Here is a 16,621-nt window from a genome sequence, read left to right as displayed (position 1 = left end):
ACCTATGCCTTTCCATTAAAATGTGCGCCATTTTACACAACAACCATTTTGTTATGCAAAAACAGATTGAAATTTTTACCGACGGCTCTTGCTTAGGTAACCCGGGAGCAGGTGGCATCGGTGTCGTACTTCGTTATAGACAACACGAAAAGCACCTTTCCAAAGGTTACTTCAAAACCACCAACAACCGAATGGAATTACGCGCTGTCATCGAAGCGTTAAAAAGTTTGAAAGAACCTTGCCATATTACCCTTTATAGCGACAGCCAATATATGAAAAACGGCATTACACAATGGATTTTTAATTGGAAAAAAAATAATTGGAAATCAAGCCAAGGCAAACCTGTCAAAAACCAAGACTTGTGGACCGCATTGGACGCTGAGATTTCGCGTCACCAAATCCATTGGGAATGGGTAAAAGGCCATGCCGGGCATCGTGAAAATGAGATTTGCGACGAATTGGCAAAAAAAGGGGCGGAAAATCCGACTTTAGAAGATGTGGGTTACATAGAAAATTAAATATGACGACTGAAGTTTTTCTTAATGGTAAGAGCGCTGTTACTTTAGCGACTCTTGCTTTTTTGGAAAATTTTTTCAACATCAACGTATCTTTTTAGGTTTTACTGCATAAAAAATGTGATCTTGATCCGATATTTGAAAAATTGTAAGCGTTTTCCGTTGACATAAAAATAGCTTTTTGTAATGATTCGGAGCGTCCATTTAGGCGGTTGACATTTTCAGTAAGAAAAAGTTCAATCTTGGTCGTTAATACACCAATAAGGAATAACAATTATGAAAAAAACACTAGCAGCATTAATCGTAGGTGCATTTGCCGCATCAGCAGCAAACGCAGCAGTCGTTTATGAAAATGAAGGAACTAAAATTGAATTAAACGGTTCTCTTCGTGTGATTATGGAAAAAGGTAGCGTTAAAAAAACTAACGCAGCCGGAGTAGTTACCACAAAAGAAACAAATTCTGCATTACGTAACGCAGGTTCACGTTTCGGTTTAAACGTTAAACACAACCTAGATAACGATTTCTATGCATTAGGTCGTTTAGAGTTCCGTTTTGATGATACGGATTCTCGCGATGAATTTGGTGGTATCTACGCTAAACGTGCTTATGTTGGTTTAGGTAGTAAAGCAACCGGTGATATCACTTTCGGTCGTCAACTTACTATCGCTGATGATTTAAGTCAATCTAACGATTACGAATACGGTATCGTACCAAAAGGTAAATACATCCCGACTTCAGGTACCGGCGTAGTACGTTATGACTATAAAGGTGTTGAAGGTTTACAAGTAAGCGCAAACTACAATTTTGGTCAAAAACATGATGAAAAAGGTCGTGATTTAGCTACTTTAACAACCCCACAACCGTATATTAAAGGTGCCTACGGTGTAGGTGTACTCTACGCACAAAATGACTACGATGTTCGTTTCGCATATGGTCATACAAGTTATGAAACCGGCTCAAACGCATCTCATCGTAAAGACGGTTACTTAGCATCTTTAAGTTACAAATTCGGTGATTTCAAATTACTTGGTGATTTTGGTTACGCTCACGAGAAAAAAGGTAACGACAAAACAGATAAATTCTATGTTTCACCAGGTTTCGAATACCAAGTCCTAGCAAAATCTAAAGTTTATGGTAACTATCTTTATGAACGTGTAAAAACTGATGAAGTGAAAAAACAAAAAACTCACGGTTTCTTACTTGGCGCAGACTACAAACTTCATAAACAAGTTGTTGTATTCTTAGAAGGCAAATACTTACGTACTAAAGAATACACTGGTGCGCACTACACTTATAACGGTAAAAAAGATGACAAAGCTATCGGTGTAGGTATGCGTGTATTCTGGTAATTGGTAAACCAGATAAAAACTAATGATAAAAGGCGAATCGAAAGATTCGCCTTTTTCATACCTTCAATGCGGTGCTCAAAACAAAGTTCATTAAAGGTCAATATTATCGATGCATTTATTTTTGACTGCAAACCGCAATAAAATGCAATTTATGCTCAGGATCATTAAAGGTTTTGAACATACGTAAAAACTGCTCTCGGTTTTCCGCTTTCATTGCATTTTTGATGATTTTCAACGTGCCTAAAACGCCTTCGTCGTAAATCATGCCTTTTGGTGAAAGCAAGGTCATTTCGCCCGAAAACGTATCCACGTTGCGAAAACCACTCGCTTGAAAAAGCGCTTTCCAGCCCTCTTTCGTTAATGGCGTCACCGTCACGTTAATCGCTTTGCGCATATTTTCAAGAATCACCTGATGGTCGTCACCAACCAACATCACATCGTGCGTAAGCAAAAAACCACCCGGTTTTAATACGCGGAAGTATTCTGTAATCGCTTTCTTTTTCGCTTCCACCGGTAGCATTGTCAGCATTGCTTCGTTAATCACGATATCAAAAGTTTCATCTGCAAAAGGTAATTTCATTGCATTGGCACGCTGCACATGAATTTTATCTTGCAAGCTGTTTGCCGCAATGTTGGCTTTGGCTTTTTCTAAGGCATTTTCGTCTAAATCCACGCCTTCAATATGACAACCAAACCGTTTTGCAAGCCCAATTGCGGTCGTACCCATATTGCAGGCGACTTCCAGAACTTTTTTGTTTTGATTGAAATCACCATTTGCAATTAACCAATCCGTTGCTTTTTTACCTCCCGGACGTAAACGGGTTTTACCCAAACGGGCTAAAAAATTGTGTCCTACTTCATCCTTTGCCATTACTGTTCTCCTACTAATAAACTTGGTTTTATATTATAGATAAAAATTATTCTTATTAAAGTAGAACGCCAAAAAATAATCCGGCTCGAAAGCCGGATTAAGAAGACAGAACAAACCTTTAAGTACTTTGCAAAATTGTGATCCAATTTTAGCACCGCATTGAAAGCCTAATTTGGCTTCCATTCCCCATTTAACACGCTGCCAATCACTTCATAATTTGCCGTAAATACCGCAAGATTCGCCACTTTGCCTTTTTCCACGGAGCCTAAACGGTCATCCACGCCGATAGCGCGAGCCGGATAAAGATTACTCATTCGGAGGGCTTCAGCAAGCGGAATTTCCACATATTCCACTGCATTTCTAACGGATTCCATCATCGTAATCGAGGCTCCAGCGATGGTGCCGTTAGCGTCATAACAGCGTCCGTTTTTCACATAAATAGTTTTCCCCACGAAGGTAAAACGCTCCAATTCAGTGCCGGCACCGGCGGCGGCTAAAGAGTCAGTGACGATACAAAGTTTGTCGCCTTTGATCTTTTTATCAATACGCACATTACCGAAATTCACATGTACGCCATCTACGATAATTCCCGTATAGACATCGGAATCCAGCACCGCACCCACGACCCCCATAGCACGACCGGAACTGATTGGCGACATCGCGTTGTGCAAGTGCGTAGCAAAACTTGCGCCCTTGCGGAATGCGTCTTTCGCTACTTCATAGGTTGCATTGGAATGCCCGACGGAAACGATAATACCGCTTTTCACAAAGTCAGGTGTGTAATTAATAGTCGGATTTTCAGCTGCAATAGTAATTTTCGTAATCACATCAGCATTTTCACAAAGAAAATCTTTCATTTCCGATGTAATTTCACGTATATATTCCGGACGGTGTACCCCTTTTTTCTCTACGCTGATAAACGGGCCTTCAATATGTAAGCCAAGTGCTTGATTTTTATGCTTATTTAAATAAGCACGCATAATCTTGACCGCACTTTTGATATTTTCATCGGGCGCTGTAATAAACGTCGGGAGAAAACTGGTGCAGCCCGATTTTAAATTGGTGGCTTGCATAATTTCTAAGGTTTCCACACTGTTTTGATCGTTAAACATCACGCCGCCACAGCCATTAAGTTGTAGATCAATAAAGCCCGCGGTTAAATTATTACCTTGTAAATCAATGGTTTTAATATCTGAATTCAGTTCATTTTGCGGAATTACGGCATCAATGATTTCGCCGTTAATCACTACCGCGTAATCGCGTAGCACATCATATTTTGTGTAAATAACACAGTTCGTTAATGCGTATTTCATATTCCCTTCCTAAAAATCTGTCAAAAAACAACCGCACTTTCGTGCGGTGTTGTGAGATTATGAGAGCACGCTATGGATCGCGTGTTGTTCCAATTCATTAAAATATTTTACCGTTTTCACTTTTAGCTCTTGTTGTGCCGCTTCATCGCACACCAAAATAAAGTGTCGATGTAGCTGCAACGCGGTCACCGTCCATAAGTGGTTTACGGAACCTTCAACCGCTGCTTGTACCGCGAGGGCTTTTTGATGACCGGTGGCGAGAATCATCACTTCTTCCGCATCTAACAAGGTTGCCACGCCAATGCTCAAAGCATATTTCGGTACTTTATTAACATCGTTATCAAAGAAACGAGAATTGGCAATCAAAGTATCTTGCGTTAACGTTTTAATCCGTGTGCGAGAACTCAACGAAGAAGCGGGCTCATTAAAAGCGATATGGCCATCAACGCCGACGCCGCCCATAAACAAATTAATTTTGCCGTAAGATCTGATTTTTTCTTCATATTGACGACATTCTTCATCATGATCGGCGGTATTGCCGTTCAAAATATGAATGTTTTGCGGTTGAATATCCACATGATTGAAGAAATTGTTATACATAAAGCTGTGATAACTTTCCGGATGATCTTCCGGTAAACCGACATATTCGTCCATGTTAAAGGTAACAACATATTTAAAACTCACCTCGCCGGCTTGATAAAGTTTGATAAGTTCCCGGTAAGTTTTAAGCGGCGTTCCGCCTGTCGGTAAACCTAATACAAACGGGCGTTCCGCCGTCGGTTTAAAATGATTGATACGATCGACGATATGACGCGCCGCCCAACGACTGACTTGTTGCTCTGTGGTTAGAGGGATAAGACGCATAGTTAAGCTCCTTTTATTTTGACCGATGCCGTATATTTTCCGTTATAAAGAATGTACGGAAAGCGGAAAGAAGGGGCTCCAATGCGGTGCTAATTTGACACTTCGTTGCACCTTTGCCCCTGTTGCTTCCGCATAAACAGAAGAAGATATACTTCAGTCAATGTTCCATTAATCTATAAAAATTTTGCTTTTAATTCTTTTGCTTTGGCAAGTTGTTCCGGCGTTGCTTTGGCCGTCATCGGTTCGCGACAATAACCGGCTTCTACACCGTCAAGTTTTAACAATTCTTTGATAGTTAAATATAAGCCGTTTGCCAAAATGCCTTCGATTAAATCATTTGTCACGTGTTGAATTTCAAGCGCTTCTTTGATTTTACCGGCTTTTGCCAATTCGAAAATTTGACGAGCGCGTACACCGTTGACGTTGAAGGTTGAACCAATCGCGCCGTCCACGCCTAAAGAAGCGGCCGGTAGCATCATTTCATCGAAACCTGCCCAGATTAAGTGGTTCGGATAAGCTTTTTTCAAGCGTTCCAACAAGTAGAAATCACCTGCGGTGAATTTCACGCCAAGCACTTTTGGGTTTTTATACAATTCGCCGAATTGCTCAATCCCCATATTCACCCCGGTAAGAAACGGAATCGAATACACAATCATATTGTTACCGGTCTCGTCAATGATGGTATTGTAGTAATGCTTAATTTCCGGGAAGGTAAACTTGTAGTAGAACGGCGTGACCGCAGAAAGGCTGTCGTAGCCTAGTTCGGTGGCGTATTTACCGAGTTCTACCGCCTCTTTTAAGTTTACACTACCCACTTGAGCGATAAGCGCTACGGCATCTTTGGCTTCATCTTTGGCAATACGGAAGATTTCTTTCTTCTCTGCGGTAGAAAGCATAAAGTTCTCACCGGTGGAGCCGCCTACATATAAGCCGTCCACTTTCATTTTGTCGATGTTATAACGAATAATTTGGCGCAATCCTTTTTCATTGATCGAACCGTCTTCGTTAAATGACACTAATAATGCACTGAAAATACCTTTTAAATTACGCATAATTTTCTCCTATTTTATACGTTGTTCTAGAATGACATTGAGCGTTTTTTGCTTCGTTTCTACCGCTCGTTCCTGTTCGCCTTGCACCAGTAAAGCGTAAATTAAATCTAATACAAAAAGCTGGGCGATTTTGGTACCAATGGAATCCCCTTGTAATTTTCCTTGTTTGTTGCCGTTCACCAACACATAATCTGCCGATTCGGTCACCGGTGAACGTAAACTATGGGTAATTGCAACAGTTGTTGCGCCATTTTGCTTGGCTATTTTTAGTGTATGAGCCGTTTCTTGCGAATAACCCGAATGGCTAAGGCCAATAGCAACATCATTAGGCTTCAACAATGCCGCTTGCATATACATAAAATGATTATTGCCCGTAGCATCCACTTGAAAGCCAATACGCATCAATTTATTTTTCGCTTCTTCCGCTGTAATACCGGAAGATCCTGCTCCGCATAAAAAAATGCGATTAGCCTGTCGAATCGCAGCAACAACACCTTCTAATTGTTTGAAGTCCAATAAATTAATCGTTTCATTAACGACATTAGAAATCGAACTCTGCAATTTTTGCGCGATATGAAAAGAACTGTCATTATGAGTAATATCCGTTTCCAATAACGGATTATTGCGATTGTCTTTCGTGGCAAGTTCAATGGAAAGTTCCAGTTTAAAATCGCTAAACCCCTTAAATCCCACGGAACGGCAAAAACGTACAAACGTTGCCTCTCCTACATCCAGATGCTCGGCAATTTCTGAAAGAGGACACTGTACGACAAGATCAGGTGACATTAAGATCGTGTCGGCAATTTTTTTCTCAGTTTTGGTTAAGCTCTGATACAAAGAGCTAATCGTATTCAATACATTGCCGTTTCTAGCCATATCTCGCCTCCCAACCAACTTGAGCTAATAAAATATCTTTCACCCAATAGGCGGCACCAACCAACCCGGCATCTTGCTCAAATCGAGCCGATTCAATTTCGCAACGATAAATTTCCGGCATTTCATCAAGAAAACGGTGAATCAAGGGCAAATATCCTTCAGCCAAGCCAACACTACCGCCGACCACGACTTTTTGCATATCCAAACTAATTTTTAAATCAGCGATTAAATTAGCAATCGCGCGCGCAGAACGCTCTATAAGGGCGATTGCTTTCTGGTCATTTTTTCTAAAGCGTTCAAATACTTCTTTGGGCGAACAGGGAATATCCCAAGTCGAGGCTTCAGCCTCAATAGCCCGCCCGGCGGCCACTGCTTCTACACAACCACGCCGACCACAACCGCATTCAGGGCCGTTCGGATCGGCAAGTGTATGTCCAATATGACCAGCAATACCATTGGGTTCGGTCAAAAGTTGGCGGTTCACAATCAATCCTCCGCCAACACCTGTTGAAACGGTTATAAACGCAAAATTTGTTAATTTACTTTGATCTTGCAGCTGATATTCTGCATAAGCAGCCGCCTGAACATCATTCAGCAAGCCTATCGGTTTATCGGTATGACGGGCAATGCTTTCGTTTAACGGAAATTCCGCCAATCCGCCTAAATTTTTAGGATTCAGAGCGGTTAAAATACCGTGATTTATTATGCCGGTAGATGCGACTGCAACATAATCAAACTGCCCCGCATAATCCATTAATAGTTGCGCAAGCACATTATGCAATGCATGCGCAGCGTTATCTTGTGGCGTAGCGATTTGTTGGCGTTGGATAATTTCGCCATCCTTGACGATGGCCGCTGCAATTTTTGTACCGCCGATATCAAGAGCTAAACAACGCATAAGTCATCCTTTTCTTGTTTCAATATGAAGAACTATTTCGCTGATTTCACCGCCGCTGCAAACCAACTTACGAGATGTTCAAGACGCGTCAGCGCCGAACCGACAGTCACGAAATCAGCTCCAATTTCAATTGCAGTTTTGGCAAGTTCAGGCGTGTTGTAACGTCCTTCCGCCATAACGCGGCAACCGGCTTTCTTGAGATCTTTGACCAGTTGATAATCAGGTTCTTTAGGCACTACGCCACCGGTATAGCCCGACATCGTGCTACCGATAATATCAAAACCCAATTTTTGACAATGTAAGCCTTCTTCTAAATTGGAGCAATCTGCCATCGCAAGACAACCTAATTCATGGATTTTCTTAACTGCACTTTCAAGCTCAACCGGACGCGGACGATGAGTTCCATCTACCGCGATAATATCCGCGCCGGCTTTAGCAAGCGCTTCAATGTCGTGCAAGAAGGGAGTAATCCGAATTGGGCTATCTGGCAAATCGCGTTTTACGATACCAATAATTGGTACCTGTACGGTTGGCCGAGTAGCCTTTAAATTTTCAACGCCTTCAATACGAATACCGGCCGCTCCGCCAATAACGGAAGCTTGTGCCATGGCAGCAACGATTTCCGGCTTATCCATCGGGCCGTCATCTACCGGCTGGCAAGAAGCGATTAAGCCATGTTGAATGTGCTGAAAAACCTGTTCATGTGATAATTTAGACATATTAGACTCCTCGTTTGTATTTGGGCTTTAGTCATACTAGCCAAAGTCTCACGTCATATTGCAATATTGCGTTACCGAATCACATTATATAGAAATAAAATTTCATTTTGAAATATTTTGTGAAGTAAATTTTCTTTAATGTGATCAATGTCTCAGTTTTGAAATAAAACTCCATAATCTATTTTAAAAATATTTTTTTACTCTTAGAATGAGTGCGAATAAATCATTTTGGCTGCAGTTTTGCCAAAACCCATTCTCATGATCGCACTATCAACCCAAATAGTTACCAATAGGAGCAATACTATGAAATTCACTAAGCTTTTCCTTACCGCAGCAATCGCATTAGGTATATCCTCTGCCGCTAACGCTGCAGACTATGATTTAAAATTCGGTATGAATGCGGGTACTTCTTCTAACGAGTACAAAGCAGCCGAAATGTTTGCCAAAGAAGTGAAAGAAAAATCCAACGGCAAAATTGAAATTTCTCTTTACCCAAGTTCCCAATTAGGTGACGACCGCGCCATGTTAAAACAATTAAAAGACGGTGCATTGGATTTCACTTTTGCAGAATCCGCGCGTTTCCAATTGTTCTATCCTGAAGCCGCTGTGTTTGCTCTGCCTTATGTGATCAGCGACTACAGCGTGGCACAAAAAGCCTTATTCGGCACCGCATTCGGTAAAGATTTAATCCAAAAAATGAACAAGGATTTAGGTTTAACATTATTATCCCAAGCCTATAACGGTACACGCCAAACCACCTCTAACCGCGCAATCAACAGCATTGCCGACATGAAAGGCTTGAAATTACGCGTACCAAACGCGGCAACTAACTTGGCTTACGCAAAATATGTGGGTGCTTCTCCAACACCAATGGCATTCTCTGAAGTGTATTTAGCACTACAAACTAACTCCGTTGACGGTCAAGAAAACCCATTAGCCACGGTTCAAGCACAAAAATTCTATGAAGTGCAAAAATATTTGGCGATGACCAACCACATCTTAAATGACCAACTTTATTTGGTAAGTAACGAAACCTTCGCAGATTTACCGGAAGATTTACAAAAAGTAGTGAAAGACGCCGCCCAAAAAGCGGCAGAATACCACACCAAATTATTCGTTGACGGTGAAAAAGAATTAGTGACTTTCTTTGAAAAACAAGGTGTAACCGTAACCCATCCGGATCTTGCTCCGTTCAAAGAAGCGATGAAACCTTTCTATGCCGAATTTGTAAAACAAACCGGAACAAAAGGCGAAGAAGCGCTTAAAGAAATTCAAGCCATCAGCAAATAATACGCTTATTCGTGTGCCTGTTTCGGCAGGCACGCTTTTTCTCTCCTTTATTATTCAACGGAGTTGAATATGAAAATCTTTAATAAACTTGAAGAATGGATTGGTGGCACATTATTCCTCGTCATATTCTGCATTCTTGTTTTACAAATTCTGTTCAGACAAGCCTTTCATTCTCCATTAATCTGGAGTGAAGAACTCGCCAAATTGTTATTCGTTTATGTGGGGATGCTGGGTATTAGCGTTGCCATCAGAAAACAAGAGCACGTTTATATCGACTTCTTGACTAACTTAATGCCATCGGCCGTTAAAAAAATCACCAATACATTCGTACAAATCGTGATTTTCCTTGGTGTGATTTTCTTTATCCACTTTGGTATTAAAACCTATATAGGCGCCAGTTTCCCGATTGATGCCTTAGGCGGTATTTCCGAAAAATGGATCTATGCCTCCCTGCCGATCATTTCCATTTTGATGCTGATTCGTTTCTTCCAAGCGCAAGCAGATAATTTCAAAGATAATAAAAGCTATTTGCCGGCAACCTTCTTTATCGTAAATGCGGTTGTTTTATTGGGTATTTTATTCCTGGCCCCTGACTGGTACAAAGTCCTACGCGTAACCGAATATGTCAAATTTGGTTCCAATGCAGTCTATGTGGCATTGCTCTTCTGGTTAATCATCATGTTCTTGGGCGTGCCGGTGGGTTGGTCGTTATTCATCACTACTCTGCTCTATTTCTCCATGACCCGTTGGAATGTGGTGAACGCCGCCTCTGAAAAACTCACCATGAGTTTGGACAGTTTCCCACTTCTTGCCGTGCCGTTCTATATTCTCACCGGAATTTTAATGAATACCGGCGGTATCACCGAACGTATCTTTAACTTCGCCAAAGCCTTACTTGGCCACTACACCGGCGGTATGGGGCACGTTAATATCGGTGCAAGCCTGTTATTCTCCGGAATGTCCGGCTCTGCACTTGCCGATGCGGGTGGTTTAGGTCAATTAGAAATCAAAGCCATGCGTGATGCAGGCTATGATGATGACATCTGCGGCGGTATTACGGCAGCCTCTTGTATTATCGGTCCATTGGTTCCGCCAAGTATTGCCATGATCATTTACGGTGTTATCGCAAACGAATCCATTGCAAAACTCTTTATTGCCGGCTTCGTACCGGGGGTATTAGTCACCATCGCTCTCATGGCAATGAACTACTACATCTCCAAAAAACGGGGTTATCTAAGAACACCAAAAGCTTCTCGTGAAGAACTTTGTACGTCATTCAAAAGAGCATTTTGGGCAATTTTAACCCCAATTTTGATTATCGGCGGGATCTTCTCCGGCTTATTCAGCCCGACAGAATCTGCGGTGGTAGCGGCATTCTACTCTATCATTATCGGTAAATTCGTCTATAAAGAATTAACCTTAAAAATGCTCTTCAACAGCTGCGTGGAAGCCATGTCCATTACCGGTGTTGTTGCATTAATGATTATGACCGTCACCTTCTTCGGCGACATGATCGCCCGCGAACAAGTGGCAATGCGTATTGCCGATGTCTTCGTTGCGGTAGCAGATTCGCCGTTAATGGTGTTAGTCATGATCAATGCCTTGTTATTATTCCTCGGTATGTTCATTGATGCCTTGGCATTACAATTCTTGGTATTGCCAATGTTAATTCCAATCGCCATGCAATTCGGTATCGACCTTGTGTTCTTCGGCGTTATGACAACCTTGAACATGATGATCGGTATCTTAACCCCACCGATGGGGATGGCATTATTCGTGGTCGCACGCGTGGGTAACATGTCCGTCTCCACCGTGACGAAAGGTGTATTGCCGTTCTTAATCCCGATTTTCGTGACCTTGGTGTTAATCACCATCTTCCCAAGTATCATCACATTCATTCCGAATTTGTTAATACCTTAGGACACTAAAAGTGCGGTTGCAAAACGCAGTAAATTTGAACCGCACTTTCTTACCCTACACATAAAAGACCTATTCTGCCGTTGACGAATAGCCCAAATCACTCCAAACGAGGTTTATTATGAAATTTCAAAAAACAATATTAGCCACCCTCTTCTTGGCGGCAACCACTTTTACTGTAACCGCACACGCTGCCGCTTACCCTGATTTACCGGTGGGCATTAAAAGCGGTGCCGGTGCGTTAATTGGCGATACCGTTTATGTAGGCTTAGGTACAGGCGGCGATAAATTCTATGCGTTAGATTTAAAAACCCCGAACGCCCAATGGAAAGAAATCGCCACATTCCCGGGCGGTGACCGTAACCAACCGGTGGCAGCGGCTGTTGACGGCAAATTGTATGTCTTCGGCGGATTACAAAAAAATGAAAAAGGCGAATTGCAATTCGTCAACGATGCCTACAGTTACAACCCGGCCGATAATACCTGGAACAAATTACCAACCCGCTCGCCACGCGGTTTAGTTGGTTCCAGCGGGGCTTCTCACGGTGATAAAGTGTATATCGTGGGCGGTTCTAACTTGTCTATTTTCAACGGTTTCTTCCAAGACACTGTTGCAGCAGGCGAAGACAAAGCGAAAAAAGACGAAATCGCCAAAGCGTATTTTGAACAACGTCCGGAAGACTATTTCTTCACCACAGAATTATTAAGCTATGAACCGTCGACTAATAAATGGCGCAACGAAGGTCGCGTACCATTCTCCGGTCGCGCAGGCGCTGCATTTACCATTCAAGGTAATGATTTAATCGTGGTCAACGGTGAAATCAAACCGGGCTTGCGTACGGCAGAAACTCACGCCGGTACATTCACCGACAAAGGCGTGCAATGGAAAAACTTACCTGACTTACCGGCACCGAAAGGTCAAAGTCAAGACGGTTTGGCGGGAGCAATGGCAGGTTACAGCCACGGTCATTACTTAGTCACCGGCGGTGCAAACTTCCCGGGTTCCGTAAAACAATTTAAAGAAGGTATGCTTCACGCCCATAAAGGCTTAAGCAAAGCCTGGCATAAAGATGTTTACACGTTGAATAAGGGTAAATGGAATATCATTGGAGAATTACCAATGAATATTGGCTATGGTGTATCAGTTTCTTACGGAGACAAAGTCTTGCTTATCGGCGGTGAAACTGATGGCGGAAAAGCACTAACATCAGTGAAAACTATGAGTTATGACGGTAAAAAATTAACTATCGAATAATTCACGACAAAAAACTGATGAGTAAGGAAACTCGCAAGCTTTTTACGAAATAATGTCGTGCTTGCTCGAAGCAGAAATTACCCTCATAAAATAGCACCGCATTGGAAAGGGCTCCAATGCGGTGCTATTTTATGAAACAAATTCATGCCTCGATTTGTTACAGCTCAATTAAAGATAATCGGTGAAAACTCAATAGCTCAAACAATCCTTAGATAAACATCGCCTTTTTATACAGCGATTTCTCAAATACTATCTTACACCATAAACCACGATAGTTTTACCGTGAGCGTGAATCAAATTCTGATCTTCAAGCATCTTAATAATTCGTCCAACAGTTTCACGGGAACAGCCGACCATTTGTCCGATTTCTTGACGGGTTATTTTAATTTGCATTCCATCCGGGTGAGTCATGGCTTCCGGTTGTTTTGCCAGGTTAATCAAGGTTTGCGCAATACGACCTGCCACATCTAAAAATGCCAAATTACTCACTTGACGCGAAGTATTTTGTAAACGGCGAGCGAGTTGTGCCGTTAAAAACATTAATATTTCAGGGTTAACTTGAATAAGTTGGCGATATTTTCTGTAAGAGATTTCTGCGACCTCGCAAGGTGTTTTCGTTTTTACCCAAGCGGAGCGTTTTGATCCCTCATCAAATAAACCGGCTTCACCAAAAAATTCGCCGGCGCCAAGATAAGTTAAAATCATCTCTTTGCCTTCGTCATCTTTAGCGGAAACCGTTACCGATCCCTTAATGATATAATAAAGCGTCGTCGCTTCTTCCCCGGCATGAATTAATGTCGATTTAGCCGGGTATTTATGCAAATGACAGTGTGTCAAAAACCAATCTAAAACAGGGTCGCGCGTGATTTGTTGAGGTTGTTCTTCCCTCTGTTCGAACGCAAGATTAATACCAATGCGATCTGACATATTGACTCCTTATCAATCCCTATTAAAAAATTCCATTTTATCTTTTATGTCAATGGATTCGTGCAATTCCGACCAGACTATCACCGCATCTCCATTGCGGATCTTGGTTAATAATTGTTGTTTCTTTCGGGAGAGCGAAATTTCCTCTGTACCGTAATCCGTCCCTTCGCGTAATACTATGCTTTCAGCTATATTATCAAGCGTTGTCGGGTCTAAATTCTGCCACGGAATAATCATATATTTCCCCAAGAAAGTCAATTAAGCCCAAATCGACTCAAGAAAAGAGCGGTTCAATAAAACGCCACTGTTGCTCAAAAGATTGGTTCGAGGTCATACGGAAATTGGTTCGGACATAACGCATAAACTGCCCTTCACAAAGGGTCACCAAATGCGCAGCAATAATGCGTACATCTACATCAAAACCTTTGCCTTCGCGCAATTTTCGCATTTGCAAAATATTTACAAATTGCATTTCCAGGCGATCAAAAAACTGCGCAACCCGAACCTGCAACTGCGGTGCTTCAAACATCAACGCATGCCCAGTCAAAATTCGTGTCAACCCCGGATTTTTACGTGCGAAATCTAAGATCATTTGTAAAATATCATGTACACGATGCATCGTATTGGTTTCGTTACGAATTGACGTATTGATTCGGCTGAGCAAATTACTTTCAATGCTATCAATCAAAGCTTCAAACATTTTTGTTTTGCTGGGAAAATAGCGATAAAGCGCTGCTTCCGACACCCCCACTTCTTGCGCCAAACGCGCTGTAGTCATACGCTCCATACCGCGTTCAGAATGAAGCATATGGGTAAGTACCGTTAGTACTTGCTGCTGCCGTTCTTTTACCGTGCGTTTTTCAATTTTCGGCATTTTCATTTCCAGTTTAACGGTTTCTACACCATCTAAAGATAATTGTTCTTCAACCATAAGTTATTGTTTACCCGAATGCCCAAAACCACCCTCTCCGCGTTCGGTTCGTTCAAAATCCTGCACAATATTAAATTCCGCTTGTACAATCGGCAAGAAAACCAACTGCGCAATGCGGTCCCCAATTTCAATGCGGAAGGGGGCGGTTCCGCGATTCCACATCGAGACCATTAACGGACCTTGGTAATCAGAATCAATGAGCCCAACTAAATTACCTAATACAATGCCATGTTTATGTCCCAAACCAGAACGCGGTAGAATTACCGCAGCAAGATTCGGATCCGCAATATAAATGGATAACCCAGTCGGAATTAACTTTGTTTCGCCCGGTTGAATTTCAACGCATTCATCCGTCAATGCGCGTAAATCCAAGCCGGCCGATCCGGCGGTCGCATAACTGGGCAAGGGAAACTGCTCTCCAATACGATTATCCAAAATTTTCACATCGATTTTCTTCATTTTAATTCTCCTTCAAAGTGCGGCTAAAAAACGCTTTCGAAATAATTAAGTTTTAATTTATTTGCCGATAACGTGCGATGATTTCAGTCGCCAGCTCCCGTGCTAAATCTGTTTTTGATTTTAATGAAAGAGTCTTACCGCCAGTTTTCCAAAAAAGCTGCAACATATTTTCATCCGTATTGAACGCTTGCCCGCCAGATACATCGTTAGCACAAATCATATCCAAATTTTTCCGTTGTAATTTGTCTTGCGCGTAATCCACCAAATTTTGCGTTTCGGCCGCAAAACCGACAGTAAACGGACGGTTTTCGGATAAGTGTGCCACTGCCGCAATAATGTCAGGATTTCTAATTAATTTTAACGAAAGTTCCTCGCCTGATTTTTTGATTTTCTGAGTGGATACTTCTGCTAAGCGATAATCTGCGACGGCTGCACAACCGATAAAAATCTGATTTTCGACTGCGCTTTTAAGGGCGGCTTGGCACATTTCTTGCGCAGAAGTCACATCCACCCGAGTTACATTTGGCGGTGTCAACAAATTCACAGGCCCGCTAATTAAAGTGACATTCGCGCCTCTTTCGGCAAAAGCCGTAGCCAGCGCAAAGCCCATTTTGCCCGAACTATGATTGGAAATATAACGCACAGGATCAATCGCTTCACGCGTTGGACCGGCCGTAATTGCAACACTTAAATCGCGTAAATCTTGGCTTTGCACGAAGAAATCGGAAAGTGCGGTAAAAATTTCCGTCGGTTCGGACATTCGCCCCGCGCCTACGTCACCGCAAGCTTGAACACCGCTATTCGGGCCGATAAGTCGCACCCCTCGGGCCTTCAATGCGGTTAGATTTTGCTGTGTGACCGATTGATGAAACATTTGCTGATTCATCGCCGGCGCAAGAAAAATCGGCGCACAAGTGGCTAAACAAATTGTTGAAAGTAAATCGTTCGCCATGCCCACGCTAAAACGTGCAATAAAATCTGCGCTGGCAGGCGCGATCAGCACCGCATTCGCCCACTTTGCCAATTCGATATGCCCCATGGCAAATTCCGCGTGCGGATCAAGCAACGATTGAGATACCACATTACCGGAAATCGCCTGTAACGTCAGCGGAGTGACAAATTCTGCGGCGGCAGGCGTTAACACTACGCGCACTTCCGCCCCTGCTTTACGTAATAAACGAATTAATTCAATTGTTTTATACGCTGCAATACCGCCTGTAATGCCAATAATAAAACGTTTCCCAGTTAGTTTCATTTGCTCTCCGTCATGATTTATCGGTGCCTAACCATTGTTTGTTAGTAGTTAACCACAATGGAGCCTATTTTACTTGAATTTATTCAAATAAAAACTTTTATTTTTGCGATCCGTTCCGCAAATTTTGTC

17 protein-coding genes are annotated in these 16,621 nt (G+C 42.3%); 5 read left to right on the top strand and 12 right to left on the bottom strand.

Annotation, left to right across the window (positions count from 1 at the left end; translation table 11 throughout):
- The first annotated feature begins 53 nt into the window (after positions 1 to 53).
- Positions 54 to 518, top strand: a complete 465-nt coding sequence (rnhA, locus tag AB3F25_RS02160) for a ribonuclease HI (RefSeq protein ID WP_373603887.1) — start codon at positions 54 to 56, stop codon at positions 516 to 518.
- A gap of 273 nt (positions 519 to 791) precedes the next feature.
- Positions 792 to 1,865, top strand: a complete 1,074-nt coding sequence (locus AB3F25_RS02155) for a porin (RefSeq protein WP_373603886.1) — start codon at positions 792 to 794, stop codon at positions 1,863 to 1,865.
- 115 nt (positions 1,866 to 1,980) lie between these two features.
- Here the strand turns inward: AB3F25_RS02155 and AB3F25_RS02150 are convergent, their stop codons facing one another.
- The 7 genes from AB3F25_RS02150 to AB3F25_RS02120 all read right to left on the bottom strand — a co-directional run bounded on the left by AB3F25_RS02150 (position 1,981) and on the right by AB3F25_RS02120 (position 8,458).
- Positions 1,981 to 2,736: a class I SAM-dependent methyltransferase gene (locus tag AB3F25_RS02150; RefSeq protein ID WP_373603885.1), complete on the bottom strand. Its 756-nt coding sequence runs from the start codon at positions 2,734 to 2,736 to the stop codon at positions 1,981 to 1,983.
- A gap of 167 nt (positions 2,737 to 2,903) precedes the next feature.
- Positions 2,904 to 4,049, bottom strand: a complete 1,146-nt coding sequence (nagA, locus tag AB3F25_RS02145) for an N-acetylglucosamine-6-phosphate deacetylase (protein WP_373603884.1) — start codon at positions 4,047 to 4,049, stop codon at positions 2,904 to 2,906.
- Positions 4,050 to 4,106: 57 nt separating this feature from the next.
- The gene (nagB, locus tag AB3F25_RS02140; protein ID WP_373603883.1) at positions 4,107 to 4,913 is read right to left on the bottom strand and encodes a glucosamine-6-phosphate deaminase; all 807 of its coding nucleotides are present in this window, start codon (positions 4,911 to 4,913) and stop codon (positions 4,107 to 4,109) included.
- 173 nt (positions 4,914 to 5,086) lie between these two features.
- The gene (nanA, locus tag AB3F25_RS02135; protein ID WP_373603882.1) at positions 5,087 to 5,965 is read right to left on the bottom strand and encodes an N-acetylneuraminate lyase; all 879 of its coding nucleotides are present in this window, start codon (positions 5,963 to 5,965) and stop codon (positions 5,087 to 5,089) included.
- Between the two features lie 9 nt (positions 5,966 to 5,974).
- Complete coding sequence (locus AB3F25_RS02130; RefSeq protein ID WP_373603881.1) at positions 5,975 to 6,841, bottom strand: MurR/RpiR family transcriptional regulator; 867 nt, start codon at positions 6,839 to 6,841, stop codon at positions 5,975 to 5,977.
- A complete protein-coding gene (locus tag AB3F25_RS02125; RefSeq protein WP_373603880.1) occupies positions 6,834 to 7,739 on the bottom strand; it encodes an N-acetylmannosamine kinase in 906 nt (301 codons plus the stop codon). Before AB3F25_RS02125 ends, AB3F25_RS02130 begins: the two co-directional genes overlap by 8 nt.
- 32 nt (positions 7,740 to 7,771) lie before the next feature.
- The gene (locus tag AB3F25_RS02120) at positions 7,772 to 8,458 is read right to left on the bottom strand and encodes an N-acetylmannosamine-6-phosphate 2-epimerase (protein WP_373603879.1); all 687 of its coding nucleotides are present in this window, start codon (positions 8,456 to 8,458) and stop codon (positions 7,772 to 7,774) included.
- Between the two features lie 303 nt (positions 8,459 to 8,761).
- Between AB3F25_RS02120 and AB3F25_RS02115 the strand changes: the two genes are divergently transcribed.
- The 3 genes from AB3F25_RS02115 to AB3F25_RS02105 all read left to right on the top strand — a co-directional run bounded on the left by AB3F25_RS02115 (position 8,762) and on the right by AB3F25_RS02105 (position 12,920).
- The gene (locus tag AB3F25_RS02115; protein WP_373603878.1) at positions 8,762 to 9,748 is read left to right on the top strand and encodes a sialic acid TRAP transporter substrate-binding protein SiaP; all 987 of its coding nucleotides are present in this window, start codon (positions 8,762 to 8,764) and stop codon (positions 9,746 to 9,748) included.
- A gap of 69 nt (positions 9,749 to 9,817) precedes the next feature.
- Complete coding sequence (locus tag AB3F25_RS02110) at positions 9,818 to 11,668, top strand: TRAP transporter large permease subunit (protein ID WP_373603877.1); 1,851 nt, start codon at positions 9,818 to 9,820, stop codon at positions 11,666 to 11,668.
- A 118-nt stretch (positions 11,669 to 11,786) separates the two neighbouring features.
- On the top strand, positions 11,787 to 12,920 hold the full coding sequence (locus AB3F25_RS02105) for an N-acetylneuraminate epimerase (RefSeq protein WP_373603876.1): 1,134 nt from the start codon (positions 11,787 to 11,789) through the stop codon (positions 12,918 to 12,920).
- 249 nt (positions 12,921 to 13,169) lie between these two features.
- Here AB3F25_RS02105 and crp read toward each other — a convergent pair whose 3' ends face one another.
- From crp to coaBC, 5 genes are read right to left on the bottom strand one after another with little or no spacing between them, the layout of a single operon-like run.
- A complete protein-coding gene (gene crp, locus AB3F25_RS02100) occupies positions 13,170 to 13,847 on the bottom strand; it encodes a cAMP-activated global transcriptional regulator CRP (protein ID WP_373603875.1) in 678 nt (225 codons plus the stop codon).
- Between the two features lie 12 nt (positions 13,848 to 13,859).
- Entirely contained in the window at positions 13,860 to 14,084 is a 225-nt protein-coding gene (locus AB3F25_RS02095) for a YheU family protein (protein WP_373603874.1), read from the bottom strand.
- 37 nt (positions 14,085 to 14,121) lie between these two features.
- The gene (gene slmA, locus AB3F25_RS02090) at positions 14,122 to 14,778 is read right to left on the bottom strand and encodes a nucleoid occlusion factor SlmA (protein WP_373603873.1); all 657 of its coding nucleotides are present in this window, start codon (positions 14,776 to 14,778) and stop codon (positions 14,122 to 14,124) included.
- A gap of 3 nt (positions 14,779 to 14,781) precedes the next feature.
- The gene (gene dut / locus AB3F25_RS02085) at positions 14,782 to 15,237 is read right to left on the bottom strand and encodes a dUTP diphosphatase (protein ID WP_373603872.1); all 456 of its coding nucleotides are present in this window, start codon (positions 15,235 to 15,237) and stop codon (positions 14,782 to 14,784) included.
- Positions 15,238 to 15,289: 52 nt separating this feature from the next.
- Positions 15,290 to 16,492 (bottom strand): bifunctional phosphopantothenoylcysteine decarboxylase/phosphopantothenate--cysteine ligase CoaBC, encoded by a 1,203-nt coding sequence (gene coaBC, locus AB3F25_RS02080; RefSeq protein WP_373603871.1) that lies wholly within the window; start codon positions 16,490 to 16,492, stop codon positions 15,290 to 15,292.
- Positions 16,493 to 16,621 lie beyond the last annotated feature (129 nt).

It is taken from the genome of Aggregatibacter sp. HMT-949 (assembly GCF_041734645.1).
Lineage (GTDB): Bacteria > Pseudomonadota > Gammaproteobacteria > Enterobacterales > Pasteurellaceae > Rodentibacter.
This window is presented reverse-complemented; position numbering and strand designations above follow the sequence as displayed.